Origin of the sequence: Streptomyces sp. NPDC015661, assembly GCF_043077765.1 — a bacterium.
Taxonomy (GTDB): Bacteria; Actinomycetota; Actinomycetes; order Streptomycetales; family Streptomycetaceae; genus Streptomyces.
This window is the reverse complement of the sequence record NZ_JBIBST010000019.1, coordinates 15,404-40,967: the sequence shown is the minus strand read 5'-3', so window position 1 is coordinate 40,967 and position 25,564 is coordinate 15,404. Positions and strand designations below refer to the sequence as shown.

The following is a 25,564-nucleotide window of genomic DNA, read 5'->3' as shown; positions in this document are numbered from 1 at the left end:
CCCGACCCGTTTGCGGCGCCGGCGCGTGAGCGCCTGAGCCGAGCGGGCGAGTTCGTCAGCCGGCGCGTCGGTTCGCGGAGAGCAGCCACATCCAGCGGCGGCGCTCCGTGACCACGGTCGCTGCGGCCAGTACCGTCACGAGCACTGCCGCCCAAGCCGGCCAGACGGACCATGAACAGACCACCGCAACGACCAGCTGGAGCAGCACCAGCAGGACCGTGACCCATCCCGGCACCGCGACGATCACTTGGGCCTTGTCCCCCGGGGTGGAGAAAAGAGTCGGAAGGCCGATCAGAACCACCACGGACAGGGCGGCGAGCAGCCATGAGTGCTCGGCCAGAGCCCAGGGGGCGGTCACCCAGGCGATGAGTTCCGTGGCGAACCTCAAGGCAGACGCGGTGCGGTCGTCGGGGCGCCCCGAATCCGCCTCTCCGCCGGCGACGTTCTCATTCGTCATCACCTGCGGACGATCTCATGCCAACTCCCCCCAGGGAACAAGGGGGTGTCGTCAGCCGCGGCCGGCCTGTCGGCGGAAGGGGCCACGGGCGAGCACCGGGCTCGCACCTGCGGGCCACCGGGTCGGCCGGCCAGGGAAGGCCACCGGCGACGAGGGGAACGAGGGGAACGTGTACGAGTGCGCAGCCCGGCCGGTGCGGCCTGGTGGACCCGACCGCCCGCAGACCATACTGGGCAGGCCCTGATCATCCCAATGAACGGTTCCATGGCCAAGAACAGCATTCCCTCGACCACGGCCCCCGTCACCGCGTGGCTCGGACGTGGGCGTCATCTCGGACCCGAGGCGGAGCGGGACGTCCGGCGCAACCTGATCGCGCTCAAGGCGGCCCGTGTCGTCGACGACTTCCTGGACCTCGACCCCGTCGAGGCGGCCCGCTCCACCGATCTGTTCCCTCGGGACGAGTCCGCCGACCCCGGTCCGTCGGCCCGCCGCGTCTTCGAGGCCCGCTGGCGCGTGGCCGAGGATGTCACCGTACGCGCCCAGCTGACCACGTACGAGCCCGAGTCCCGTCGTGCCGAGCGCGGGGGCACCCCCTGGGTCCTCGCCGCCGAGGCGGAGCAGGCGTGGGAAGCGGACTGGCCCTCGCCCGCCACCATGTTCTGGCCCGACAGCGACCAGATCGCCTGGGACCACGAGAGGCCGGGCGTGCGTCTGCGGACGGCGAACCATCTGCCCAAGGACGACGGCGAGCTGCGCCGCCTGCTGCGGGACTGCGCCCAGCAGAGCTGGTTCATCCATGTCGTGGTGCACGAGGCGATGACGCCGGACGCACTGGGGAGGCGACCGGTCACGTCGTTTCTGCCACCGAGCCTCAAGCACCGGGTCGTCGAGCACCGGGCGACGCCGGACCAGGCACTGACCGCCGACTTCGCGATGAAGCGTGAGCTGGGTGTGGGGCTGCCGCGCGGCGGCGCCGTCATCCTGCCCCCGACGCCGCAGGCGCCGGACTACGACGCGGAGCGCTTCACCGTTCGCGATGTCTTCCTGGACGGCACGGAGCCGACCGAACTCCTCGCGAAGATCATGGAGTTCGCGTCGATGCCACGGCAGCTGCCGGCCGACGCCGAGCGGGTCCTGACGCGACTGCGCCAAGGCTGGCACCTGTTGACGCCGGACGAGGAGCTGGTCCACGCACGGGCCATGGTCACCCAGTACGCCAAGGCGCTGGAAGCCATGACGGCGTCCTGCAACCTGTATCAGGAGGCGGCCGAGGCGGCGCTCGCCGCGCTGGCCGAAGCAAACGGCGGCGACCACCCGCCCCGGGCGGCCGCACCGACGACAGCCAGGGAGGACGTCTCCCCCATCAAGAGCCTCACGAAGACCCTCAATGTCTTCCGGCGCCCGAACCGATAGCGCCGGATGGGAGATCCGGTGGTGTCCGCGGCGGACGGTGATACCTGCCTGCCCCTCCTCAGTGCGCCGCCGGTTCGGACTCCTCGGTCAGCAGTGCGAGGCGGCTCGCCGTGCGGTCCACGTCGGTGGGAAGGCCCTCGCCTGTGAGGGCCTCGGCCAGCGACGTGCGGCCGATCAGCGTGAGGTGGACATCGCGGTCGCACAACACGTCGACGAGGTTGGCGAAACGCTGGGCGGCGTCACGGCCGGCCTCGGTGAGGCGGGGCAGCCCTGAGAGCACCCAGCGCGGATGGGCCTCGGCGAGCGCGAGGTAGTCGATGGTCGAGTTCGGCCGGTCGCACAGGTCGGTGAAGTCGAACCAGACCAAGTCGTCCCGTACGGCGAGGGCCTCGACGGTCCCGTGGGCGACCGGCACCGGCCGCCGCTCCTCCGGCCGCGGCGGCGCCAGCGTCGGCGAAGGCGTCGGCGTCGGCGTCGGCGAAGGCGTCGGCGTCGGCGAAGGCGTCGGCGTCGGCGTCGGCGTCGGCGTCGGCGTCGGCCAAGGCGTCGGCCAAGGCGTCGGCACCGGGGCCGCGCCGAGCGTCTCGAGGTCACCGCTGTGCCGGAGGTACCGGCCCGCGGCGAATCCGGTGCGCCCGCGCGCGGCACCCCCGGCGATGCGGTAGTCGGGGCCGCTGGTGAGGCCGACGACGTCCAGGGACCGTTCGAGGAGCGCGATGGTCGGCTCGAACAGCGGATGGAACACCGGGTTGGGCAGCAGGCCGGACGGCGGGTAGTTGGAGGTGGCCAGGAGCGTCGTGCCGCGCTCCATGAGCGCGCTGACGACCCGGCCGATCAGCATGGCGTCGCCCGCGTCGTGCACGTGGAACTCGTCGAAGTACAGGAACCGGCAGTTCCCGAGCAGTTCGGCCACCGCGAGCTCGCCCGCCCGCGACTCGTCACGATGGCGGGCGTAGGCGGCGTGGAACTGACGGAAGAACTCGTGGAAGTGCAGCCGTCGTTTCTCCTCGACGCGGACGGTCTCGAAGAGCGTGTCGGACAGCCAGCTCTTGCCGCGGCCGACCGATCCCCACAGGTACACACCGCGCACCGGCTCGGCCGCGGCCCGGCCGAACCAGCGCCGTCGTCCGCCACGCTCCAGCGCCTCGCCCAGCTCGGCGAGGCGTGCGGCGACCGCCCGCTGTCCGGCGTCCAGCACCAGGCCGTCCCGTTCCGCCGCCTGCTCGAACCGCTCCACCACGCCCCGCCCCCTGGCACACTCACTGCCGTTGTCGGCGGATCACCATGTCCATGACCCCCTCGGCCACACTACGCCCCTCTTGATCATCTTGATGCTGTTGATGGTCTTGATGCTCTTGATCCACCGCGAGAGGGAACGGCATGGGGGGCTCGACGGCACGGCACGGCGCGGGTCCTCATGGGAGGAAGGTGACCGCAGGGAAGGCCGGGGACGGACCGTCGAGCAGGTGCCTGGGACGGTGGCGCAGGTGCTCGTCGAAGAACGCGAGCGGGTAGGCCTGCTGGATCCTCACCGCCTGGTCGGGATCGAGGGTGCCGATCACGTCCTGGAGCTGCGCGTCGCTCCAGCCGTACAGCCTCGCCACCTGCGGGAACAGCGCCTCGTTGTCGCCGTAGGAGATGTGGGCGGCGCCCTCGGCCTGGAGGTTCAGACGCCAGCCCCGCAAGTGCGACCAGAACGCGGCGACCGGCGGATCGGTGGCACGGGTGAACTCGGCCGACATCATCATGAACGGCCTGTCCAGGTCGCCGGCCAGCCGCGGGTTCATCTGCATCGGGCCGTCGAGACTCAGCCCGGCCCGGATGCGCGCGTCGGCGAGCGTGGCGCAGGCGGTGGCCGTCCCGCCCTTCGACCAGCCGAACGCTCCCATGCGCCGGGGGTCGAGGGAGCCCAGCAGCCCGGCCGGCAGTTCCCGCCGGTCGGCGTCCGGGTTGCGTCCGGCGGCGAGCTGTTCGACGCAGTCGAGAACGAAGCGCAGGTCCGCCGCGAAGTCCCCGGGCCGCGTCGGTGCCTCGCGGTCGAAGAGCGGGACGGTGACCCGGCCGTCCGGGAAAACGGTGTAGGTGTCGTACGGGTGAGCGATCGTCACCACCGCGTATCCATGGCCGGCGAGCTCCTGGACCACGGTGGTGTGGTCGCCCTGGTGGCTGTGCGCACCGTGCGAGAACACGACGACGGGCAGCCGCCGGTTCGACCGACGCACCGGAGCGCCCACGTGGCCGGAGGTGGACGGTGCCAGCGGGGCCAGGGCGCTGAACCCCACGTCGGCGAGGAACGCCTCAAGGGCACCGGCCGGCATCCAGGGCGCCACCGGGTACCCGTCGACGTGCCGGGCGGGGTACCAGACGGTGGCCATCAGCTCGCGGAAGCGGCCGGGGCCCGCGATGTTGTCCGGCCGTGCCCCGTCGACGAGGCGCAGTTCGACTCTGCCCACCGGGAACGGCCCGGTCGGCGAGGGCAGTACGAGCCGCGTCGAGGCGGCGTCCGCGGGCCGGTCGGCCCAGGCGGGGCCTGCGACAGCGGCGAGTGGTACGGCGGCCCCGGCGGCCAGCGCAGCCCCCAGCATGCGACGGCGCGTCAGGCCCTGCCGGCTGATGAACGGTGTGATGGTCATGGTCCCTCCCTGGCTCGACGGATCGTCAACCACGTTGTGACGACCAGTCCGTGAATCGACCAGAACGGTGTCACGCGCCCCTCCCCTGCGGCATCAGCCCACCGGTTACACCCTCAGGACGGGTATGGACCCACGGGCTTACTACCCGGGTCGACACGACCAGGGAGGGCATCCCGAGGATGACCGGCGCCGGCGGGCACCTGCGCAACCGTCGGAGCCACGAGCCCGTGACGCCTACCCGGTGCGGGGAGAGGGCGCCCGCGCCCGTACGGTGGCCGTCATGACGATCAACCGTCCCGGACTGCCGGAGGACCTGCCGCCCGCCGAAGTGCTGTGGGCCCGCTGGGCCCTGGTCGCCGCGCTCGGGGCGACCACCGCCGACGAACGCCGCCCCAGTGGGCACCGCACCGGTCGCTGGATCGACGACGACGGGCTCCACTGGGACGATGCCGGCTGCACCTGGTGGGTGATGTCGCGCATGGGCGAGGGCCGTTACGTGCTGTACGGCGAGGACGAGTCGAGCGGAGTGAAGTGGCACGAGCCGCCGGTCGACATGCTCGCGGGTGGCCCGGCGTGGCTGCCGTGGGACGAGCTGCGCGACCGGTTGTCCGGCTACGAGCTCGGCTGCGTCTACTGGTACGAGAACGGGACCTGGGCCCGCGCTCCCTACCCGGACACCCTCGACGACGACGGCCTGGACTGCGGCATGGGCGCGCTGGCCGACCGTACGGAGGCGGTGGAGCTGCTGGCCGAGCGCCTCGTGCCGGTGGACGGCGGGCCCGACGCCGACGCCTTCCTCGCGCAGGCGGAGGCCGGCCGGCTCCGGGACGTGGACACGCTGCTGGCGCGGGTGCGCGACCCGGACGGCGACGGGCCGGACCCGTCCGCCGTGGCCCGCGCCCTCGTGCGCTCAGGCCTCGCGGGCGAGAGCGTCACCGGCTGACCGGGACCGGGCTGGAGTCGGCGTGGCGGATTCGTACATCGTGGAGGAGGGTGCGGTGCTGGTGATGCCCGGTCGGCGGACGTCGACGATGGAGCTGTTGGCCGGTGAGGCGGCGGGGCGGGGAATGGCGGTCCTGGCGGCGGAGGAGGCCGACAGGGCGGTGGGACCGGCGTACTGGTACGGCGGTCCGGTCGCGGGGGCGCGGTTGGCGGGACGGCTCGGGTTCGCGTTGCTCGAACCGGCGGACGACTGGCTCCCCCGGCTGCCGGAGGAGTTCACCGGGCGCAAGGTCCGTGCGGCCACCCTCGCGGACGCGTGGGCGGTCACGCGGCCGACGTTCGTCAAGCCGCCGCGGGACAAGTCCTTCGCGGCGGACGTCTACGCCGATGGCTCCCGCCTGCCCGCCGATCTGGACCCGGCGACGCCGGTGCTGCTCTCCGAGGTGGTGACGTTCGCTGCCGAGTACCGGCTGTTCCTGCTGGACGGGCGGATCGCCACGGGCAGTCGGTACGCGGTGTTCGGCCACCTCGACCCCCGTCCGCTCGACGAGCGCGGGGCGGTCGCCGGGGAGATGGCCGAGTTCGTCGACCGCCTGCTCGCCGAGGCCGGGCCCGCCCTGCCGAGCGCCGTCGTCCTGGACGTCGGACAGCTGGTCGACCCGTACCGTCCGGGCCACCGGTGGGCCGTGGTGGAGGCCAACATGGCGTGGTTCTCCCACGCGTACGCCGCCGACCCGGCGCGCGTGCTGGACGTGGTGTTGCGGGCGGCGGGGCCGCGCGCGGCGGTGCGACCGGAAGATCTGCCCTTCGTACGGCAGGGCGCCCCCTTGACGACCTGACTCGGAGGGCGGTGTACCGGACACCCCCGGGGTCATTCACCCGTGCTCCCTCGTCCGTCTGACGTCAGGACCGCGCGGCGGACGCGGTCCCGGCAGGGCCCTCGCCTGATCGTCGGCGGAGTGGGGCCGGGCCTCGCGTTGCGTCGTACCGGGTGGTGCGGTGGGAAGGCCGTCACGGCTGCGCGGTGAGCTCCTCGCGGGAGGGAAGGGCGCCCATCGCCCAGCGGATCGTCCCCGTCAGCGCCTGCCCGGACAGGCGTACGAGATCCTCCGGGACATACGGCGCCACGTGCAGGCCCAGCAGGGAGCGGGCCCACGGCGGCAGCAGGCGGACCGCGTTCGAGGCGAGTACGGCGTAGGGCCCACGGGCGACCCAGGGAAGCGGGGGCTCGCGGAGTACGAAGCGGGCCGCCTCCCGGGCCTGGGGCGTGGCACGCAGTTCGGGCCGGTAGCGCGCAAGCCGCGCCGCGAGGGCCGCGCGGTCGCGGGGCGGATCGGGAACGCCCAGGGCACCGGCGACCAGAGCCGTGTCGGCGATGTACGCGTCGCAGCCGGCGCCGTCCAGGGGGCGGGCCCCGAAACGCTGGTGTGCGCGCAGGAAGCTGTCGACCTCCGCCACGTGCACCCAGCACAGCAGGTGCGGGTCGGCGGCATGGTACGGCTCCCCGGCGGGGGTGGTGCCCCTGATCCGCTCGTGGACCTCGCGGACGTGGTCCACGGCGCGCTGGGCGTCCTCGGCGGTGCCGTAGGTGGTGAAGGCGAGGAAGGTGCTGGTGCGCTGCAGACGGCCCCAGGGGTCGCCCCGGAAGCCGGAGTGCGCGGCGACCGCGGCCATCGCGCGCGGGTGCAGGGACTGCAGGAGGAGCGCGCTCAGGCCGCCGATGAACATCGACGCGTCCCCGTGGACGGTGCGGATCGGTCTCTCGGGGCCGAACCAGCGCGGTCCGGGGGCGCCGTGAATACGGGCCCGGTTCTGCGCTCCCGCGGGCCCGGCGACGTGGCTGAACAGGCTGGAGCCGACCCGCTCACGCAGGCCGTGGCCCGACCTCTCGGACATGTTCACGCTTCCATCCTGCCGCGCGGCCGGGGTGGGACGGGGAGTCCCCGGTCCGCGGAGGGGCGTGTCCCGGGTCGGCGCGTCGGTGACCGGACGCCCCACGAGAGGGCCGGCGGCGGCCTGGTCCCCTGCGTCGTAGGGGCGGCGGGCACGGGCCCGCCGCCTCGACGACTGCCGAGGCTGTCGACCGGACAAGGACCTCGGCGCCCTCGACCGATGCGATGCATCCTGGACCCATGGACAGCGCCCCGATAGTCGTCCACCAGCCCTCCCCCACGGGAGGCCGGCGCGTCACCGCACGCGGGGAGATCCTGGGTCTGGCGTACAGCGACGAGGACGTCGTCGAGTTCCTCCGGCGCGCAGGTATCCCGGACGCCGACCATCTCCTCGACGACCCGGCCTGGGTGAAGTGGCGGGGCGGCCGGGCGCACGAGTACGAGGCGGCATGAACGCCGTCGGTGCGGAGCACGACGACGCCCCGCCCGGGTCCCGAGCCGCCGGGGCCTCCTCACGGTCCCCTGGGCGGCGCGCCGGACCCTGCCCAAGACGCGATCCAGGCCGAGCACGCGTGAAGCGCGCGATTCGTCGCCGCGCGGCGGTGCTCAGTACGAGTGGTCGACCGTGACGTCGGCCGACAGGCGCAGCGCGGCTTCGGCGGGCGCCCCGCGCAGCCCCAGCAGGGTGAGGGTGAGGGCGTCGATCACGGTCAGGTGGGCCAGCCGGCTCGCGACGGTCTCGAGTCCGAAGACCAGGTCCTGCCCGCCCGCGACCAGGGTGCAGTCGCTGGACTCGCTGAGCGGCGATCGGGCATAGCTCGTGAGGGCGACGACGTGGGCCCCGGCCCGCCGTGCGCCCCGGGCGACGTCCACCGTGCTCCGCGTGGCGCCCGTATGGCTGATGGCCAGGCAGACGTCTGCGGATGTGAGCTGAGAGGCTGCCAGCTGAGACGTGAGGGGGTCGGCCGGCGCGTCGACCGCACAGCCCAGGGCACGCAGTCGGTAGGCGGTGTCCAGAGCGACCGCGCCGGACAGTCCCGCTCCGACCACCAGCACCCGGGGGGCCGCGTCGAGCAGTCCCGCAGCTGTACGCAGCAGCTCCGGGGTCACCGTCACGGTCACCCCGTCCAGCGCCTCCCTGGCCGCGCGAATCGTGTCGGCCAGCGCCCGGGCGGCCGGGTCCTGATCCCGGGAGGGCTCCTGGGCAGGCGCCTGCCGCGCGGCGGCGATCTTCAGCTCCTGATAGCCACGGAAGCCCAGGCGCTGGCAGGCCCGTACGACGGAGGACGGCGCCGTGCCGGCGAGCGCCGCGACATCGCTGACGCTGAGGTGCACCAACTCCGCGCCCTTGTCCAGCACGACCTGCGCCACCCGCGCCTCGGTGTCACGCAGCTCGGACAGGTGGGCCCGGATGTGGGCGGCGAGCCCGCCCCCGACCGTGGAATATCCTTCCATGCAGATACCCTACCAAGGAACGAGATTCCATAGCGAGCCGTGGGAGCGAACGTGCCCGCACACCTGACAGCCCCGACGGGCGCGGCCGCCGTGCCCGTCGTCGTCCTCGCCTCGGCAGTGCTGCACGCCGTCTGGAACGGCCTCACGCACGGCCTGCGCGACAAACTGGCCGGTTTCACCCTCATCAGCCTCGCCTCCACCGCATGCGGAGCCGTCCTCGTCTGCGTCGCTCCCCTGCCCGAAGCGGCGGCGTGGCCGTACATCGCCGCCTCCGCCACCCTGCAGGTCGCCTACCAACTCCTGCTCCTGCGCGCCTACCAGCTCGGCGATTTCGGCCAGATGTACCCCACCGCCCGGGGCACGTCACCCGTCGTGGTGGCCCTGGTCTCCACCACTCTCCTCGGCCACCCCCTGCCCGCAGGCCAGGCCCTCGGCATCGCGGTGGTCGCCTGCGGCCTGGCCGGCCTGGCCTTCGCCGACGGAATCCCCGGCAGGGCCCAACTTCCCGCGCTGGCCGCCGCGCTCGGCACCGGCGTGATGATCGCCTCCTACACCCTCGTCGACGGCAGCGGTGTCCGCGTCTCGGGCAGCGTCTTCGGCTATGTCGCCTGGCTCTTCCTCTGCCAGGGCCTCGTCCTCCCCCTCGTCGCCTGGGCCCGCCGAGGCCCCGCCCTGCTCGCCACGCTGCGCCCGCTCTACGGCCGCGGCCTGGCCGGCGGGCTGCTCTCCCTCCTCGCCTACGGACTCGTCGTGTGGGCCCAGTCCCGCGGTGATCTCTCCACCATCGCCGCCCTGCGGGAGACCAGCATCGTCTTCGGCGCCCTGATCGGCGCGATGGTCTTCCGCGAACGCCTCGGCCACCGCCGTATCACCGCCAGCGTCGCGGTCCTGGCGGGCATAGCGGTACTCCAGCTCACCCACGTCTCCTGAGAACCGCGACTTCAGACCGGAGTCGTCAGTGCGGTGACGGTTCAGCGCCGATGCCGTCGGTCACGGTGGAGACCGGGGTGTGCAGAATGCCGTCGAACGCGTCCAGGACGGGGGTGTGCAGGAAGGTGTTCTGCAGCCGAATGCGTCCGGGGGCCGATTCCACGTTCGTGCGCGCCTGATGAAGCCCGGTGACACTGAGCCCGAGGCCGGCCGCGGCGAAGGCGGCTTCGACGCTGCCCGGTTCGGGCGGCTGCAGTGGGGCGTGCTCGATGGTGAAGCCGAAGCGCGCATGCTCGTCGCGGACCATGTCCGCGGTGTGTCCGCCGGAGCTGGTCAGGCCGAGGGCGAAGTAATCGTCGCCGAGGACGGAGCTCAGGTGCTGCCCCATCGGGAAGCCGGTGAGCCGGCCGCCGAAGGAGATCGGCGCTTTCTGGATGTGGGCGTTGTGGGCCGCCAGCACGATGCGTGTTCCGGGCTCGGCGCGTTCCAGGTGCCACAGGACGCACTCGGCCATGTAGACGTCCCGGGCCGAGGTGTCGGCGGTCAGCCCGTTCCCGGCGAACAGGCCGGCCATGGCCCGGAACCCGTAGTCGGCCCGGCAGGCGCCTTCGAGGCACTGCAGGGCGATGTCATAGCTGCGCCGGTCGCCGCGGGCGACGTACAGCGGTTCGACCGCGCGGAATCGGATCAGCAGGCGTGTCAGGGTCGAGGTGAGGGCGTCCTGATCGGCGGCGGGAAGCCGGGTCCACGCGGGAGCGGCGGCGGCCGCGGAGGCGCCGGCGAACGTTGCGGCGATCCGCATCGCCTCCTGGACGAGCGGCAGGGTGTCGGGGTCGACCTCACGCAGATGGTCGGCGACCGGGGCCAGTGCGGGCAGCAGTGATCCACCGGCGGCCGGGATGTCGATGCCGGCGAAGCGAACCGGCGCCGCGGCGGTGTGGTTGTGCCGACGGATCCAGCGCAGCGGTCCGTCGACGCCCACGGGGATCGCCGCGGCGAGGTGAGACCCCAGTTCGTCTTCCGCGCCTTCGCCCCGGCCCCAGGCGTCGAGCGGGAAACCTTCGCTGAACCCGTATTCGAAGGCCAGGACGGTGAAGCCGCAGCGCTCGACCAGGAACCGCACGAGGCGCTGGCGCAGGCGGATGAACTCGTCGATGAAATGGGAGTGTTCGCCGATCGCGACGACACGCGCGTCACCGATGACGCCGCGCAGCGGCTCCAGGTCGTCGAGCGGCGCTTCCGGATCTAGATGCGTGAGCGGGATCGCATGGTCGCCGAGCCACTCGGCGAACGGGTCGGAGCGGGTCACAGCCGGCATGCCGATGACTCGATTCTCATATCGGGAGGGCGAAGTGACGGGTCGATGGCCGGGATGGGAGTCGGCAGCACCGTGCGCGGGGGCACCACCTGAGTAAGGCGGCAGAACGACTGGTGCCGTGTGGGCCGTTGGTCGCCCTATTCCTGTCCGGGGGCCGCCTTCTCCAGGTCGTCGATGCTGCCCGACATGAGCGTGCGGATGTGGGCAGTGATGTGCTCCGCGGGCCAGTCCCACCAGGCCACCGCCAGCAGCCGGGCGATGTCCTCCTCGCTGTAGCGGGTCCGGATGAGACGGGCGGGGTTTCCGCCGACGATGCCGTAGTCGGGTACGTCCGAGGTGACCACGGCGCCCGTGGCGATGACCGCGCCGTGGCCGATGCGTACGCCCGGCATCACCGTGGCGCCGTGGCCGAACCAGACGTCGTTGCCGACGACGGTGTCGCCGCGGTGGGGCAGGCCGGTCAGCAGGTCGAAGTGCTCGGACCACGAACCGCCCATGGTGGGGAAGGGGAAGGTCGAAGGTCCGTCCATGCGGTGGTTGGCGCCGTTCATGATGAACCGCACCCCGGTGCCGATCGCGCAGAACCTGCCGATGACCAGCTTCTCCGGACCGTAGTGGTAGAGCACGTTGCGTGTCTCGAACGCGGTCGGGTCATCCGGGTCGTCGTAGTACGAGTACTCCCCGACCTCGATCAGGGGCGAGGTGACCAGCGGTTTCAGTTGGACCACCCGCGGCTGGCCGGGCATGGGATGCAGCACGGTCGGGTCGGCGGGAACGAGTGCCTTCACGGATGTCTCCTCATCGAATCGCTGCCGGACGGCCCGCGAGCGAGCCTGGCGGGAACGTCAGGACGTGACGGCGCACGCCCGCACGGCCTGAAACGCTCTCCTGCCCGGCGTGACCAGACTGGTCGCAGGCGGGCACCGGCGACAACGGCCGGTCGGGTCATGTGCGTTAACCTCTCGCTTAACGACGGAGAGAGCGCGCGGAGAAAGCGAGCGGAGAGAGCGAGCGGGCGTGGAGCTGCGCGACATCGAGATCTTCCTGACCCTGGCCGAGGAACTGCATTTCGGCCGGACCGCAGAGCGGTTGCACGTGACGCCCGCCCGCGTCAGTCAGGCGATCAAGAAGCAGGAACGCCGCATCGGCGCCGACCTGTTCGTGCGCAACAGCCGGTCCGTGACGATGACGCCGATCGGCCGGCAGCTCTTCACCGATCTGCTGCCGATGTACCGCGGCCTGCACGAAGCCGTGGAGCGCGCCGTCCGCGCGGCCGGCGGAAGGACCGAAGTGCTGCGTCTGGGCATGCTCTCCAGCAACGTCCAGGATTTCCGGTCGCTGCTCGACGCGTTCGCCGACCGGCACCCCACGTGCGACGTCCAGGTCCGCTACGTCGGATTCGGTGACCCGTTCGGGCCGCTGCGCGCCGGCGAGGTCGACGTCCAGATCGCGTGGCTGCCGGTGAGGGAGGCCGATCTCACCGTCGGGCCGGTCGTCAGGATCGAGCCCGTCGTTCTCGCCGTCGGAGCCGGGCACCGGCTGGCACGGCGGGAGAAGGTGTCGTACGAGGACCTGGCCGGCGAAGTCGTCATCGGCGGAGGCAAGCCGGACTACTGGCGCGAGGCCCTCACGCCCAGCCACACCCCCAGCGGGCGTCCGATCCGGGTGGGTCCGACTGTGGCCACCGAGACCGCGATGCTTCCCATCCTGTCCAACGGCGAAGCCGTCGCGTTCGTGCACTCCCACGCCAGCCGTTCCTACGCCCGTGACGACCTCGTGTACGTCCCCGTCCACGACGCTCCTCTGGCCCGTTGGGCGCTGCTGTGGCGTACCGCCACCGAAACCGAGCTGATTCGCTCCTTCGCACACGTCGGCCGACTGGTCGGACCGAGCGGTTCCTGACGACCGCGCCCTCCCCTGACCGACCTCGCTGATCGGATGCTGCGGGAGCCGACGAACTGCCGGGCACGCTCACCGAGCGGCCGACCCCGACGGGTGGGTCAGCGGGTGATGAAGGGCTCGGTCAGGTGCGGTGTCGCGAGGTGGAGGGTGTCGGCGTCCAGGCGGCGCAGCACGTGTTCCCTCGAGGCCCTTGCCTGCTCGGGGTTCGTCTCGTGGGCGTAGGCCAGTTCCGGGTGGAGCAGCTGGATCGCGTGCACGAGCAGGTCACCGGTGACGGCGACCAGTTCCCGCCGGGACGCGACGAGCACGCTCTGGTGCCCGGGTGTGTGACCGGGCGTCGCGAGGACGCGCTCGCCGCTGCGCAGTGAGGTCTCGCCGTCGAGGAGCCGTAGCTGATCGGCCGTGCGGAGCGGGTCGATCACGCGGGATCGCAGCTGCGGGTTGACCTCCTCGATCGCGTCGAGCTCGGCTTGCTGCAGCAGGTACTCGGCGTTCGGGAAGAAGGGTCGCGCCTGCTCGCCGCCGACGACGGCCCAGCCCACGTGGTCGGTGTGGAGGTGGGTGAGCACGACGGTGTCCACTTCGGACGGGTCGATGCCCGCGGCGGCGAGCGAAGCCGGGAGTGCCCCGGGTACGGGCGCCCAGGCGGCCGCCGGGCCGTCGGCGGGGCCGATTCCCGCGTCGACGAGCGTGACGCCCTGGTCGCCGCGGATCGCGAACGCGCGGAACTGGAGCCACCAGCGCCCGTCGGGGGCGAGCGCCGCGGGATCGAGCCGGTCGGCCGCCGCCCACTGCTCGGCGGTGGCGTCGGGGAAAGCCTCCGACCTGGAGGAGAAGAAGGGGCCCGCGCCGTCGGCGAGCGCGATGACGGTGTAGGGGCCGACGTGGAGGGACGGGGGCACCCCGCCGATCGTGCCACCGGCGGACGCCCCCGGCCAGAAGGCGGACCGTACCGTTTCTGCGCGAGACGGGGATCTCGCTGGGGTACGCCTCGGAGGGGGCCCGTCGGCGGACGACCGGTCCGCCGACGGCGCGACTTGCGGGACGACCGTCCGTCACCCGCTACCGCCGCCGTACGGGGACGAGGCGCAGGAGTGCGTGAAGGACGGCGTCGGTCGTGTCCTGCGCGGGCTCGTCGCTCACATGGGTCAGGAGGCGGGCCAGGACCCGCAACAGGTGCGGCGAGGCCATCACCCGGGGGTGGAGGACGGGACGGTAGCCGAACCGGGAGAAGACCAGATCGCCCGCGAGGTTCCCCAGCCGGTAGTAGCGCGCCCACCGCCGCCGGATCTCGGCCGGGTACTGGTGCAAGGCGTGCTCCCGGCGCGGCCCGGCCGGCCGGGCCAGAGCCAGGGCGATGATCTCCGCGGCCACCTCGGCGGCCTCCATCGCCTGGGCGATGCCTTCGCCGCTCCACGGGCTGACCATGCCGGCACTGTCACCCACGAGGAGCAGGCCCCGACGGTACTGCGGGTGCCGGTTCAGTCCCATCGGCAGCGGCGCGCTGCGCAGCGGGGAATCGGCGCTCCCTTCGTGGACGCCCCATTCCTCGGGCAGGCGGGGCAGCCAGTGTTCCAGCGTCGCCCGCAGGTCCACGGGGCGGCGTCGCCGCTGCTGCGGCAGGGCGCCGAGGCCCACGTTGACGCGGCCGTCCCCCAGGGGGAACACCCATCCGTAACCGGGCAGATCGAGTCCGGTGCCGGGGCAGCGCAGGTCGGCCCAGAGCTCCAGGTAGGGGTCGTGGGTGCGGGTCTCGCTGCGGTAGTACCGGCGGGCGGCCGCGGCCACGGGCCGCTTCGCGTCCCGTTCGAACCCGAGGCCGAGGGCCGTGCGCGCCGAGGCACCGTCGGCCGCGACCACCAACGGGGCCAGGTAGCGGACCGGTTCCGCCTCGGGGCCGCGGGAGGCGGTCACGCCGATGACGTGCCCGGCCCGGTCCGTCAGCGGGCCCGTCACTTTGACGTGGGTGCGCAGGCGGGCCCCGGTGGCGCCGGCGTGCGTGGCGAGCAGCTCGTCGAAGTCGTGCCGGCTCCGGGTGAGCCCGAAGTCGGGGAGGGCGCCCAGGCGTGGCCAGTCCAGCTCCACCTGGCGTCCGTCGCAGACCCAGCGCATCCCTCTGTTCCGCATCCAGCCGGGCGCGTCGATGTCGATGCCCAGGCGCACCAGCTGGTGCACGCCGCGCGGGGTCAGTCCGTCGCCGCACACCTTCTCCCGGGGGAAGCCGCTCTTCTCCAGGAGCAGCACGTCCACGCCGGCCCGCGCCAGGTGTACCGCGGCGGCGGAGCCCGCGGGCCCCGCCCCCACCACGATGACCTGGGCCTCCTCGTCCGTCACGCCTTCGGATCCGCCACGGTCGTCGTCACGGCCGCCACCCTCGTCACTGTTGGTGATCACTCCCCTACTATGCCCCTCGGCGGGCACCGGAAGTCCGTGCCGCGCGGCCGATCCGGCCGTCGGCTCGCTTCGGCGGTCCCCGGCCGGATGGAGGCGCGCGTCGCCAGGCATGGAGGCGCGTGTCGTCGGGTGATGGAGCGGCGCGTCGTCAGACGATGGCGGCGCGTGTCGTCAGGGGGCGGGCGGCGAGACGAAGACCCGTTCCAGCAGGGTGTGCAGGGTGTCCCGGTCCTGGCTGTCGAGCCTGTCCAGGCCCTCTTGCGTGATGCGCATCTTCGCGCGGATCGCGTCGGTGACGCGCTCGCCCTCGGCCGTGAGGGTGACGTACTTGACGCGCCGGTCGGCGGCGCCGGCCTCGCGGCGCACCAGGCCGCGCTTCTCCAGCCGGTCGATGATCCCGGTCATGTTGGAGGCGTCGCAGGTCAGGGTCTCGGCCAGGGCGCGCATCGCGGCGGGCCCCCGGCGCAGCACGGTCAGGGCCTTGCCCTGGCTCGCCGTGAGGTTCTCACTCGCCGCCGCGACGGTGAAGTCGCCGTAGTAGACGCCGAGCGACACGGAGAGCAGCTCCATGAGCTGGGCCGTGTCGGCGCGGGGAGCTTCTGTCATGGGGGCCACTCTAACCGGAGATACTTGACTACCTCAAGCATCGCCCTCTACGGTCCTGTCATTGCATGAAGTTCTCAAGCATCTAGGTTGTCAAGCAGTTGCCCCGAGGAGCACCACAGTGACCGTCACCGAGTCCCCCGCCTCCCGCGCGGCCGAGATCCTCTCCCGGCCCGTCGCACTGAACGGCCTGACCGTCCCGAACCGCATCGCGATGGCTCCGATGACGCGCATGTTCTCCCCCGGCGGCGTCCCCGGCGAGGACGTGCGGTCCTACTACGCCCGCCGCGCCGCCGCCGGCGTGGGCCTGATCGTCACCGAGGGCACCTACGTCGGCCACGAGTCGGCCGGGCAGAGCGACCGCGTTCCGCGCTTCCACGGCGAGGAGCAGCTGGCGGGATGGGCGAAGGTCGCCGAGGCCGTGCACGCGGCGGGCGGCACGATCGTGCCGCAGCTGTGGCACATCGGCATGGTCCGCCAGCAGGGCCAGGCCCCCTACCCCGACGCCCCGGCGATGGGCCCCTCCGGCATCCGCCCCGACGGCACCGAGGGCACGGGCAAGGCCATGACCCGGAGCGACCTGGACGACGTCGTCGGCGCCTTCGCCGAGGCCGCCGCGGCCGCCGAGCGCATCGGCTTCGACGGCATCGAACTGCACGGTGCCCACGGCTACCTCCTCGACCAGTTCCTGTGGGCGGGGACGAACCGCCGTACCGACGCCTACGGCGGCGACCCCGTGGCCCGTACGAAGTTCGCGGCCGAGATCGTGGCCGCGGTCCGCGGGTCCGTCTCCCCGGACTTCCCTGTGATCTTCCGCTTCTCCCAGTGGAAGCAGGACGCCTACGACGCGCGGCTCGCCGAGACCCCTCAGGAGCTCGAGGCGATCCTCAGCCCGCTCGCCGCCGCCGGCGTCGACGCCTTCCACGCCTCCACCCGCCGCCACTGGATACCCGAGTTCGAAGGGTCCGACCTCAACCTGGCGGGCTGGACCAAGAAGCTCACCGGCAGGCCCACGATCACCGTCGGCTCGGTCGGCCTCGACGGCGACTTCATCCACGCCTTCGCGGGCGAAGGTGCTCCGGTTCAGGGCATCGACGACCTCCTCGACCGCCTGGAGCGCGACGAGTTCGACATGGTCGCCGTCGGCCGTGCACTGCTCCAGGACCCTGAGTGGGCGGCGAAGGTCCTGGCGGGGCGTACGGACGAGCTCGAGCCGTACGACGCGGCCGCCGTGAGGACGCTCAGCTAGCCCGAACCATCGATGCGGTTCGCCGACGGAGCCGGCGAACCGCATCGCTTTCGGCACCGGCGGCGGACCACACCGCGCCCCGGCCGACAACGGCCCGCAGCCCCCGGGCACTCGAGCCCGCACCGACAGCGGGTGGCGGGCGAACATGCCACACTGGGGAAGAGGTGTCGCACACGGTCGTAGCAGTAATCCGGGCGCCGTTTCGTCCAAGCCGCCGCTGCTTCGCGCCTTCCACGAAGTGCACAGCGAAACTCACGGCTTTCCGCAAATCGCCGCGCGAGTCGGAATGTCTCCTCCGCCCACGCCTGCTGTCGCCCGCGCATTCCCCTTCCGGCTCGCTCGAAGGAGGTGCGTCGCATGCCCAGGACCATGCGAGTCCGCCGGCTGGTGGCGGGTGCCGCCGCGTCCGGCCTGCTGGCAGGTGGTGCCGCGCTCGGGATGTCCGGCTCGGCCGCGGCTGCTCCCGCCCCGGCGTCCGTCGCCACGACGGTCACGACCGGTGACCACGGCGACCGGCACGGCCATCACGACCGGTGCGAGTGGAAGAAGGGCCACTGGGAGAAGGAATGGGTCAGTGGTCACTGGGAGAAGAAGCGCGTCAAGCACGACCACGACCGTGGGCATCAGGGCCGGCACGACAACCACGGCGGTAAGTGGCACCACGACCACCGGGAGCACGCCAAGGCCTACAAGTGGGTCTACGTTCCCGGGCACTGGGACCACGTCTGGGTGAAGGGCCACTGGGACTGCCACCACTGGTGACGCGGTTGCCGACGGGGGCCCCTGGAAACGGCCCTCGGCTCGGTGGTTGGGTCGTCCCTGACGTGGGACGCTGAAGTGAAGGGTCGTGCCGACGAGTCTCGGGAGGCCCCCATGGGACGCGACGTCCCGGCGCTGGAGTTCACCCGTGACGACCGTCGCCGGTTCCGGAACAAGATGCACACGTGCCTCGACGTCTTCGCTCAGATGCTGAGGGAGTCCCGGTTCGACTTCGAAAGGCCGCAGGTCGGCCTGGAGCTCGAACTGAACCTCGTGGACGAAGCGGCGGAGCCCGCCATGCGCAGCACGGACGTCCTCGAGGCGCTGGCCGACCCGTCCTGGTCGACCGAGCTGGGGCAGTTCAATCTGGAGATCAACATCGATCCGCGGCAGCTCACCGCGGGCGGCCCCGGAGCCTGGGAACAGGAGATCCGGGACGCGCTCAACCACGCCGAGGAGAAGGCCGCTGCGATCGGGGCGCACCTGGTCATGATCGGCATCCTGCCGACGCTGGAACTGAAGGACGTGGGTCCGGCGTCGCTCTCCGAGAATCCGCGGTACCACCTGCTGAATGAGCAGATCTTCGCCGCACGGGGCGAGGACCTGTTGATCTCGGTGGACGGGGTGGAGAGGTTGCGCACCTACGCGGACACGATCACGCCGGAGGCGGCGTGCACGAGCACCCAGTTCCACCTGCAGGTGTCGCCGGACGAGTTCGCGGACCACTGGAACGCCGCGCAGGCCGTCGCCGGGGTACAGGTGGCCCTGGCGGCGAACTCTCCGTTCCTCTTCTCCAAGGAGCTGTGGCGCGAGACGCGCATTCCGCTCTTCGAGCAGGCCACCGACACCCGGCCGGAAGAGATCAAGGTGCAGGGAGTCCGGCCCCGTGTGTGGTTCGGCGAGCGGTGGATCACCAGCGTCTTCGATCTCTTCGAGGAGAACGCGCGGTACTTCCCGGCGTTGCTGCCGCTCTGCGACGACGAGGACCCCCAGGAGATGCTCGACCACGGCCGGATCCCCCATCTTGCCGAGCTCACCCTGCACAACGGGACGGTCTACCGGTGGAACCGCCCCGTCTATGCCGTCGTCGACGGAGTGCCGCATCTGCGGGTGGAGAACCGCGTACTGCCCGCAGGTCCCACGGTGGCCGACGTGCTGTCGAACGGCGCCTTCTACTACGGTCTGATCCGCGCCCTGGTCGACGAGGACCGACCGGTCTGGTCGCGGATGTCCTTCCAGGCTGCCGAGGACAATCTGTACGCGGCGGCCCGGCACGGCATCGATGCGCAGCTGTACTGGCCCGGGATGGGTGAGGTCCCCGCGACCGAGCTCGTACTGCGCCGCCTGCTGCCGCTCGCAGAACGTGGGCTGGAGCGGTGGGGAATGGACAGTACCTGGCGGGAGCCGCTGCTCGGCATCATCGAGCAGCGCTGCGTCAGCGGCCGGAACGGCGCGGTGTGGCAGTCGGAGATGTTCCACCACATCCAGGACATCGGCCACGTGAACCGGCATCAGGCGCTGCGGCGGATGACGCAGCAGTACCTCGACTACATGCACATGAACGCTCCGGCGCACACCTGGCCGGTCGACTGAGCAGTCCTACGGTCGCGGTGGCAGCCGGGCAACGCGCTTCAGCCGACGGTCAGTCGCGACACACCGATCTGATCGGGGTAGTAGCGGATCATGTCTTCGAAGGGGGCGGCCTCCGCATAGGTATTGATGACCGATTCGGCCATGATCGCGCGTGCGGCCTGGTTCAGCTGCTCAGGAAGGTACTGGGTTTTCAGCGGCTCGCCGTACCGTTCCGGATGCGCGGAGAACCACTTCTCCCAGTTGGCTCGCAGGGCGTACCCCGGGGTCTTCGGACGCCAGGCGCAAACGTCGTTGAATCCCCAGGCGAACTCACGGTAGCCGGTCGGACCCCCGCCACCGTATTCGTGGAACGCGAGGTCTGGGCTGCCTCTGGTGCTGCCGATGTGCAATCTGAGCGACAGGTCGCGCTCCTCCGTCTCGGGAACCACGTCCGAGAGGGTGTTCACGTTCAACACGACCCTGTGCTTGGCATCACTACCGAAGAGAAAGGCAGGACGGAAGTCCGCATCACAGGTCGTCACGGCGTACGTCACGGCGGCGTCGCTTTTGTTGGAGATCACCTCCACCCAGTACTGCTCCCTTGTGCGGTAAACGTTCCGCACGAACTCGACACCGCCGACCACGAGAGGCGTACGGAAGACGGGCGGACCCAACTCCAGTCGAAACTTCTCCAACGTGTACCCGGCGCGAAGCTGCCTCAACTTCCCGTACTCCACGGCACGCCAATCCGTCCCCGCTTCCCTGAGGACAGTGACGGCTGTGACGAGGGTACTCACCGCCGTAAGAAGGTTGGACAGGAAGAAGACGACTACCAGCACGATGTTCCGCTTGGTGAATGAGCTGAACCACTCACCCGCCGTCCCACCCTCGTCGCGCGCTTCTTCCGAGTCGTCCATTACCGCTCCGTGGCCGCGTCAACCGCCGTCTGACCTGCGACTTCGGACTCTAGAGGGGAGGGCAGGACATCGCATGTCGCCGTGGGCCGGTCGGCTGACCGCCGCACGATGTCGCCTCGATGCTCTGCCCATCCCTTCCGGGCGGCGTCGAACTGCCGGATCAGGACGGATGAGGAGGGACCCTTACTCGTACGGCGGAACGACCGGACGCCGACAGCGCGGTGTCCGGCCGTACCCGGGCGAGTCGATCCTCGGTCAGTGGTGGGTGGCCAGGCTGTGCGCGATGCCCGCCGCGACCGCGATCACGTCCGTCAGAGGCTCCGCACAGGGGTTGGGCCGACGGCCCGAGCAGACCTGGGCCGGGCTGTTGCGGTCGGTCGTCGTGCCGTCGCCGACCTGCCCGTTGGAGTTGGAGCCCCAGCCGAGGGCCGTGAGGTCCGATGCCACGGCGAGGGTGTGGTCGCTGCCTGCGGCGATGTCGAAGACGCCGGTGAGGAGGCTGGTGCAGGGTGCGGTCTGGCCGGGGGCGCAGGCCCGTACGGGGATCGGGTTCTGCTGGTGGTTGAAGGTGCCGTCGCCGAGCTGGCCCTTGCGGTTGTCGCCCCAGCCGACGACTCCTTCCTGACTCTGGAGCGACAGGAGCGCGACGCTGTGGTCGCCGCCGGCGGCGATCTGGTTCACGCCGGTGAGGAAGGTGCCGCAGGGGGCGGTCTGGCCCGGCGCGCACACCTGGACGGGTGTGTTGGTGCCGGTCGCCGTGCCGTCGCCGAGCTGACCGTAGAAGTTGTGGCCCCAGCCGCGCACCGTTCCGTCGGTCAGCAGCGCGAGGCTGTGGCTGCCGCCGCCCGCCACGCTTCCGGCCGTGCCGGTGAGGGCGACCTGGACGGGGATCGACTTCTGGAAGTCGCCACTGCCGTCGCCGAGCTGGCCGGAGGAGTTCAGGCCCCAGCTGCTGACGGTCCCGTCGGAGTGCACGGCCAGGCTGTGCCAGGAGCCGCCGTCGAGGCTGGTGATGCCGGTGAGGAAGGTGGAGCAGGGCGCGGTCTGGGCCCGGGCGCACACCTGGACGGGTGTGTTCCGGTTGGTCGTGGTGCCGTCGCCGAGCTGGCCGTACTCGTTGTCGCCCCAGGCGACGACGCTTCCGTCGGCCCGCAGCGCCAGGTTGTGGAATGCGCCGGAGGCCACCGCGACGACGTCGGTGAGGAAGGCCGTGCAGGGGGCGGTCCGGCCGGGCGCGCAGACCTGGACGGGCCGGGTGCCGGCGGAGTTCGTACCGTCCCCGAGCTGACCGTCGCTGTTGAGCCCCCACGTCCACACGGTGCCGTCGGCGCGCAGCGCCACGCTGTGGTTGACGCCGCCGTCGATGCCGATCACCCGTCGGATGCGCGCGGTGCGGACCGGGAAGGGGCTGTCGGTGGTGTTCCCGTCGCCCAACTGTCCTGTGTTGTCGGCGCCCCAGCCGAGGACGGGGCCGGGGATGATGGCGGCCTGGGCATCCGCCCCCAGCCCCGTGGTCATCAGGAGCGCGGCGCCGCAGACGGTCGCGGCGCGTCTGAGGGCAGATGTACTGGGGCGTGGGAATCGCATGGACCGTCCTCGGGTGTGGGTGTCGCGGCCCCCCGGCCCACGAGCATGACCCGGCGTTCCGGAGTCTCACCCCCGACACGCGCCCACCTGCGCCCGACGTCACCTGGCCGGTCGCGCCTGGCCTCTCCTCCGCCCCGCGTACGTACGTCCCTGGGAGGTTCGGGCACGCGCCGGGGTCCCGTCACGCGTGCTGAGCCGCGTACGTGCGCGGGCACCCTCCTGGCCGGAGGGTGCCCGCGCATGCCGTTCGGAATGGCTCAGCCGGCGATCTCGGCCGGCTCCTCCCTGACCGCCTCGCCGGCCGTGGCGTCGCCGGCCGTGGTCCGCACCGGCTGCGGGTCGGTGCCGCCCCGGCGGCGGACGGCCAGGAAGTAGACCCCGGTGAGCAGGGCCAGCCAGACCACGCCGACCTCGAGCGCCACGCGGGTGCTCTCGTGGACGCCGAGCAGGACCAGCACCGCCGCCATGAAGACCAGCGTGATGATCTGGCCGTAGGGCCAGAACGGGGCCGGGAACTTCAGGGCCGCGGTCTCCTCCGCGGACATCCCGCGGCGGGCCTTGACGTGGGTCAGCATGATCATCACCCAGACGAAGACCGTGGCGAACGTGGCGATCGCGGAGATGATCAGGAAGATCTCGCCGGGCACGACCGCGTTCATCACGACGCCGAGGAGCAGGGCGCCGATCATGACGAGGGTGGTCACCCAGGGCACGCCGTTCGGCGTGGTGCGGCGCATGGCGGCGGGGCCGTGGCCGCGCTCGGCGAGGCCGTACATGGTGCGGCCGGCCGCGAAGATGTCGCTGTTGATGGCGGACAGGGCCGCGGTGAGGACGACGACGTTGAGGACCGCGGCCGCGGACTTGAGGCCGACGCCGGCGAAGATCTGCACGAACGGGCTGCCCGAGTCGCTGATCCGCTGCCACGGGGTGATCGACATGATCACGGCGAGCGTCAGGACGTAGAACAGGATGATGCGCAGCGGGATGGAGTTCACGGCGCCCGGGATGGTCTTCTCCGGGGACTCCGCCTCGCCCGCCGTGACGCCGATGATCTCGGTGCCGCCGAAGGCGAACATGACGATGGCGAACGAGATCACGAAGCCGTCGATGCCGCCGGCGAAGAATCCGCCGTTGGCCCAGAGGTTGTCGATGCCGATGTGCCCGTGGCCGCTGCCGAGGCCGAACGCGATGACCACGATGCCGACGATGATCATCGCGACGATGGCGACGATCTTCACGAGCGAGAGCCAGAACTCCAGCTCGCCGAAGACCTTGACGCTGACGAGGTTGAGCGCGCCGACGATGAGGACGGCGCCCAGCACCCAGATCCAGCGGGGCACGCCGGGCAACCAGAAGCCCATGTAGACACCGATGGCGGTGACGTCGGCGACGGCCACGATGACCATCTCGAAGGCGTACGTCCAGCCGGTGACGAAGCCGGCGAGCGGGCCGAGGTACCGGCTGGCGTACTCGCCGAAGGAGCCGGCGCAGGGGGACGCCACCGCCATCTCGCCGAGCGACCTGAGGACCAGGAAGACGGCCGCGCCGCCGATCAGGTAGGCGAGCAGGACGGCCGGGCCACCTGCCTGGATGGACCCCGAGGAGCCGTAGAACAGCCCGGTGCCGATCGCTGATCCGAGCGCGATGAAGCGGATGTGCCGTGAGTTGAGCCCGCGGCTCAGGCCGGCTTTTTCGGTACGCAAACGAAGTTCTCCCTCTGGGGCGGGGGGACGTGCCGGAGGATCTTGGGGGTGGGTCGCCTCGCGGCACCGACCTGTCGTCGGAGCTGTCGACAGCGGTCGCCAGCTTGTATATTCCTGTCTATACAGGTGCGTCAAGAGGTGGTCCGATGAACGAACACAGCCCGTCGCCCCGAACGTCCTCCAGCGCCTCCCCCGCCGTCGGCCGGGCGCTCGACATCCTGGTGTACCTGGCCGGCCGGCCCGGACTCGTGCAGGCCGCCACACTCGCCCGTGACCTGGACATTCCCCGCTCGTCCGCGTACCACATCCTGACCGTCCTCGCGGACCGCGGCTTCGTCACGTACGTACCTTCGGAGCAGGCGTACGGGCTCGGGGTGTCCTCCTTCGAGGTCGGCTCGGCGTACCTGCGCCACGAGCCCCTGGAGCGGCTCGCCCGGCCGATCCTGCGTTCCGTCGCGAGCCGCCTCGGCCAGACCGTGCACCTCGGGATCCTGCACGGCGCCGAGACGGTGTACCTGCTCAAGGAGCGGCCCCCGGCCCGGGCCGGGGACATCGACATCGCACTCGTGACGGATGTCGGCGTGCGGCTCCCGGCCCATCTGACCGCCAACGGGCGCGCCATCCTCGCCCACACGTCCGAGGCCCAGCTGCGGGCCCTGTTCTCCCGGCCGGGCGATCTGACCACCCGCACCGGCCGCGGCCCGCGCTCGCTTCCGGAGCTGACCGGCGAGCTGGCCCGGGAGCGGGAGCGCGGCTGGTCCCAGGAGATCGAGATGGTCTCGCAGGGCTTCTGCTCGATGGGGGTGGCGGCCTTCGACCACAACGAGCGGCCCGTCGCCGCGATCAGCACCACCTGGCGCCGCCATCACGGCCGGCACGGCACCGAGGAGGTGCGGGAGGCGCTGGCGCAGGGGGCGGCGCGGCTGACGGCGGCGGTGTCGGGGCACACGCCGGCCGCGGCGACGGGCGGGGCCACGGGGACGCAGCCCGCCGGCTGAGCCGGGTCAGTGGGTGGCGAAGGCGCCTTCCAGGCGGTAGCGCGAGCCCGGGTGCAGCAGTCGGGCGATGCTCACGAGCACGTCGCGCGACCAGGTGCGGCGCTGGATCAGCAGGCACGGCTCGCCGGGCTCGACACCGAGGATCGCGCACTCCTCCGGTGACGCCAGGACGGCCTCGACGATGTGCTCGCCCCGGCCGAGCGGCGCGACCTTCGACAGGAAGCTGTACGGGGTCTGCAGCGTGAAGTCCTGGTCCAGATAGCCGGGGGCGAAGGCCGGGTTCACGTAACGGTCCTCCAGCTGGAGCGGCACCCCGTCCTCCAGGTGCACGACCTGGGAGCGGAAGACCGGCTCCCCCTCGCCGAGGCCGAGGTGCGCCGCGATGCGGCCGTCGGCCGGCTCCTCGCCCAGGGACAGCACGCGGGCCCCGTAGTGGTGGCCGCGGCTCTGCACCTCGTCGGCGATGTTGTGGACCTCGAGCAGCGCCGAGCTGGCCTTCTGGTGGGCGACGAAGCTGCCCACGCCCATGACGCGCCGGATGACGCCCTCGGCGGCGAGCTCGCGCAGCGCGCGGTTCACGGTCATGCGGGACAGGCCGAGGGCGTCGACGAACTGGCTCTCGGAGGGCAGGGCGTCGTCCGGGCTCCAGTGGCCGTTCCTGATCTGGCGCTCGACCAGCTCCTTGACGCGCTGGTACGCGGGGACCGATCCGCCCGCGCCCTGCGCGTACCAACGGGCCAGCTCCGCCGGGTCTGCGGCCACGCCACCCACCGTCCTCGCCATCCGCTCCCCCCTGCGTTCAGCCTGCTCCTGCCTGCGTCGAATCCTATGGCAGCGGTT

At 71.7% G+C, this 25,564-nt stretch carries 24 protein-coding genes; 10 read left to right on the top strand and 14 right to left on the bottom strand.

The features are described 5' to 3' along the window. Positions 1-55: 55 nt before the first annotated feature. On the bottom strand, positions 56-457 hold the full coding sequence (locus tag ACF07V_RS35990; protein WP_392159969.1) for a hypothetical protein: 402 nt from the start codon (positions 455-457) through the stop codon (positions 56-58). A gap of 264 nt (positions 458-721) precedes the next feature. Here ACF07V_RS35990 and ACF07V_RS35985 point away from each other — a divergent pair, with 264 nt between their 5' ends. Then, positions 722-1,870 carry a hypothetical protein gene (locus ACF07V_RS35985; RefSeq protein WP_392159967.1) on the top strand — a complete coding sequence of 383 codons (1,149 nt, stop codon included), beginning with the start codon at positions 722-724 and terminating at the stop codon, positions 1,868-1,870. A gap of 58 nt (positions 1,871-1,928) precedes the next feature. Here ACF07V_RS35985 and zapE read toward each other — a convergent pair whose 3' ends face one another. Continuing rightward, entirely contained in the window at positions 1,929-3,110 is a 1,182-nt protein-coding gene (gene zapE, locus ACF07V_RS35980) for a cell division protein ZapE (protein WP_392159965.1), read from the bottom strand. A gap of 175 nt (positions 3,111-3,285) precedes the next feature. Then, a complete protein-coding gene (locus ACF07V_RS35975) occupies positions 3,286-4,503 on the bottom strand; it encodes an alpha/beta hydrolase family protein (RefSeq protein ID WP_392159964.1) in 1,218 nt (405 codons plus the stop codon). 280 nt (positions 4,504-4,783) lie between these two features. On the opposite strand from ACF07V_RS35975, the gene ACF07V_RS35970 reads away from it, so the two are divergent. After that, positions 4,784-5,446, top strand: coding sequence for a hypothetical protein (locus ACF07V_RS35970; RefSeq protein ID WP_392159963.1), 663 nt, complete (start codon positions 4,784-4,786; stop codon positions 5,444-5,446). Positions 5,447-5,534: 88 nt separating this feature from the next. Further along, on the top strand, positions 5,535-6,284 hold the full coding sequence (locus ACF07V_RS35965; RefSeq protein WP_392160078.1) for an ATP-grasp domain-containing protein: 750 nt from the start codon (positions 5,535-5,537) through the stop codon (positions 6,282-6,284). A gap of 172 nt (positions 6,285-6,456) precedes the next feature. Here the strand turns inward: ACF07V_RS35965 and ACF07V_RS35960 are convergent, their stop codons facing one another. After that, a complete protein-coding gene (locus ACF07V_RS35960; protein ID WP_392159962.1) occupies positions 6,457-7,341 on the bottom strand; it encodes an oxygenase MpaB family protein in 885 nt (294 codons plus the stop codon). A 236-nt stretch (positions 7,342-7,577) separates the two neighbouring features. On the opposite strand from ACF07V_RS35960, the gene ACF07V_RS35955 reads away from it, so the two are divergent. Continuing rightward, on the top strand, positions 7,578-7,790 hold the full coding sequence (locus ACF07V_RS35955) for a hypothetical protein (RefSeq protein ID WP_392159960.1): 213 nt from the start codon (positions 7,578-7,580) through the stop codon (positions 7,788-7,790). A gap of 153 nt (positions 7,791-7,943) precedes the next feature. Here the strand turns inward: ACF07V_RS35955 and ACF07V_RS35950 are convergent, their stop codons facing one another. Further along, the gene (locus ACF07V_RS35950) at positions 7,944-8,792 is read right to left on the bottom strand and encodes a MurR/RpiR family transcriptional regulator (protein ID WP_392159958.1); all 849 of its coding nucleotides are present in this window, start codon (positions 8,790-8,792) and stop codon (positions 7,944-7,946) included. A gap of 51 nt (positions 8,793-8,843) precedes the next feature. Here ACF07V_RS35950 and ACF07V_RS35945 point away from each other — a divergent pair, with 51 nt between their 5' ends. Next, the gene (locus ACF07V_RS35945; protein WP_392159956.1) at positions 8,844-9,722 is read left to right on the top strand and encodes an EamA family transporter; all 879 of its coding nucleotides are present in this window, start codon (positions 8,844-8,846) and stop codon (positions 9,720-9,722) included. Positions 9,723-9,747: 25 nt separating this feature from the next. Here the strand turns inward: ACF07V_RS35945 and ACF07V_RS35940 are convergent, their stop codons facing one another. Beyond that, complete coding sequence (locus ACF07V_RS35940) at positions 9,748-11,040, bottom strand: erythromycin esterase family protein (protein WP_392159954.1); 1,293 nt, start codon at positions 11,038-11,040, stop codon at positions 9,748-9,750. Positions 11,041-11,177: 137 nt separating this feature from the next. Beyond that, positions 11,178-11,786, bottom strand: a complete 609-nt coding sequence (locus ACF07V_RS35935; RefSeq protein WP_392160077.1) for a CatB-related O-acetyltransferase — start codon at positions 11,784-11,786, stop codon at positions 11,178-11,180. Between the two features lie 151 nt (positions 11,787-11,937). On the opposite strand from ACF07V_RS35935, the gene ACF07V_RS35930 reads away from it, so the two are divergent. Further along, positions 11,938-12,942 (top strand): LysR family transcriptional regulator, encoded by a 1,005-nt coding sequence (locus tag ACF07V_RS35930; RefSeq protein ID WP_392159952.1) that lies wholly within the window; start codon positions 11,938-11,940, stop codon positions 12,940-12,942. 98 nt (positions 12,943-13,040) lie between these two features. Here ACF07V_RS35930 and ACF07V_RS35925 read toward each other — a convergent pair whose 3' ends face one another. The 3 genes from ACF07V_RS35925 to ACF07V_RS35915 form a co-directional block, all read right to left on the bottom strand. Then, a complete protein-coding gene (locus ACF07V_RS35925) occupies positions 13,041-13,844 on the bottom strand; it encodes an MBL fold metallo-hydrolase (RefSeq protein WP_392159951.1) in 804 nt (267 codons plus the stop codon). 160 nt (positions 13,845-14,004) lie between these two features. Further along, complete coding sequence (locus tag ACF07V_RS35920; protein WP_392159949.1) at positions 14,005-15,336, bottom strand: geranylgeranyl reductase family protein; 1,332 nt, start codon at positions 15,334-15,336, stop codon at positions 14,005-14,007. A gap of 171 nt (positions 15,337-15,507) precedes the next feature. Beyond that, positions 15,508-15,942, bottom strand: coding sequence for a MarR family winged helix-turn-helix transcriptional regulator (locus tag ACF07V_RS35915; protein WP_392159947.1), 435 nt, complete (start codon positions 15,940-15,942; stop codon positions 15,508-15,510). Between the two features lie 118 nt (positions 15,943-16,060). On the opposite strand from ACF07V_RS35915, the gene ACF07V_RS35910 reads away from it, so the two are divergent. From ACF07V_RS35910 to ACF07V_RS35900, 3 genes are all read left to right on the top strand, one after another. After that, a complete protein-coding gene (locus ACF07V_RS35910; protein WP_392159945.1) occupies positions 16,061-17,188 on the top strand; it encodes an NADH:flavin oxidoreductase in 1,128 nt (375 codons plus the stop codon). A 357-nt stretch (positions 17,189-17,545) separates the two neighbouring features. Beyond that, positions 17,546-17,950, top strand: a complete 405-nt coding sequence (locus tag ACF07V_RS35905) for a hypothetical protein (protein WP_392159944.1) — start codon at positions 17,546-17,548, stop codon at positions 17,948-17,950. A gap of 111 nt (positions 17,951-18,061) precedes the next feature. After that, the gene (locus tag ACF07V_RS35900) at positions 18,062-19,540 is read left to right on the top strand and encodes a glutamate--cysteine ligase (protein WP_392159942.1); all 1,479 of its coding nucleotides are present in this window, start codon (positions 18,062-18,064) and stop codon (positions 19,538-19,540) included. A gap of 38 nt (positions 19,541-19,578) precedes the next feature. Here the strand turns inward: ACF07V_RS35900 and ACF07V_RS35895 are convergent, their stop codons facing one another. The 3 genes from ACF07V_RS35895 to ACF07V_RS35885 form a co-directional block, all read right to left on the bottom strand. Next, positions 19,579-20,436 carry an ETEC_3214 domain-containing protein gene (locus ACF07V_RS35895; protein WP_392159940.1) on the bottom strand — a complete coding sequence of 286 codons (858 nt, stop codon included), beginning with the start codon at positions 20,434-20,436 and terminating at the stop codon, positions 19,579-19,581. A 255-nt stretch (positions 20,437-20,691) separates the two neighbouring features. Next, on the bottom strand, positions 20,692-22,023 hold the full coding sequence (locus ACF07V_RS35890) for an RCC1-like domain-containing protein (protein WP_392159939.1): 1,332 nt from the start codon (positions 22,021-22,023) through the stop codon (positions 20,692-20,694). Between the two features lie 257 nt (positions 22,024-22,280). Continuing rightward, complete coding sequence (locus ACF07V_RS35885) at positions 22,281-23,726, bottom strand: amino acid permease (RefSeq protein WP_392159937.1); 1,446 nt, start codon at positions 23,724-23,726, stop codon at positions 22,281-22,283. A 146-nt stretch (positions 23,727-23,872) separates the two neighbouring features. On the opposite strand from ACF07V_RS35885, the gene ACF07V_RS35880 reads away from it, so the two are divergent. Next, positions 23,873-24,724: an IclR family transcriptional regulator gene (locus ACF07V_RS35880; RefSeq protein WP_392159935.1), complete on the top strand. Its 852-nt coding sequence runs from the start codon at positions 23,873-23,875 to the stop codon at positions 24,722-24,724. Between the two features lie 6 nt (positions 24,725-24,730). Here ACF07V_RS35880 and hutC read toward each other — a convergent pair whose 3' ends face one another. Further along, complete coding sequence (gene hutC / locus ACF07V_RS35875) at positions 24,731-25,486, bottom strand: histidine utilization repressor (protein ID WP_392159934.1); 756 nt, start codon at positions 25,484-25,486, stop codon at positions 24,731-24,733. Positions 25,487-25,564 lie beyond the last annotated feature (78 nt).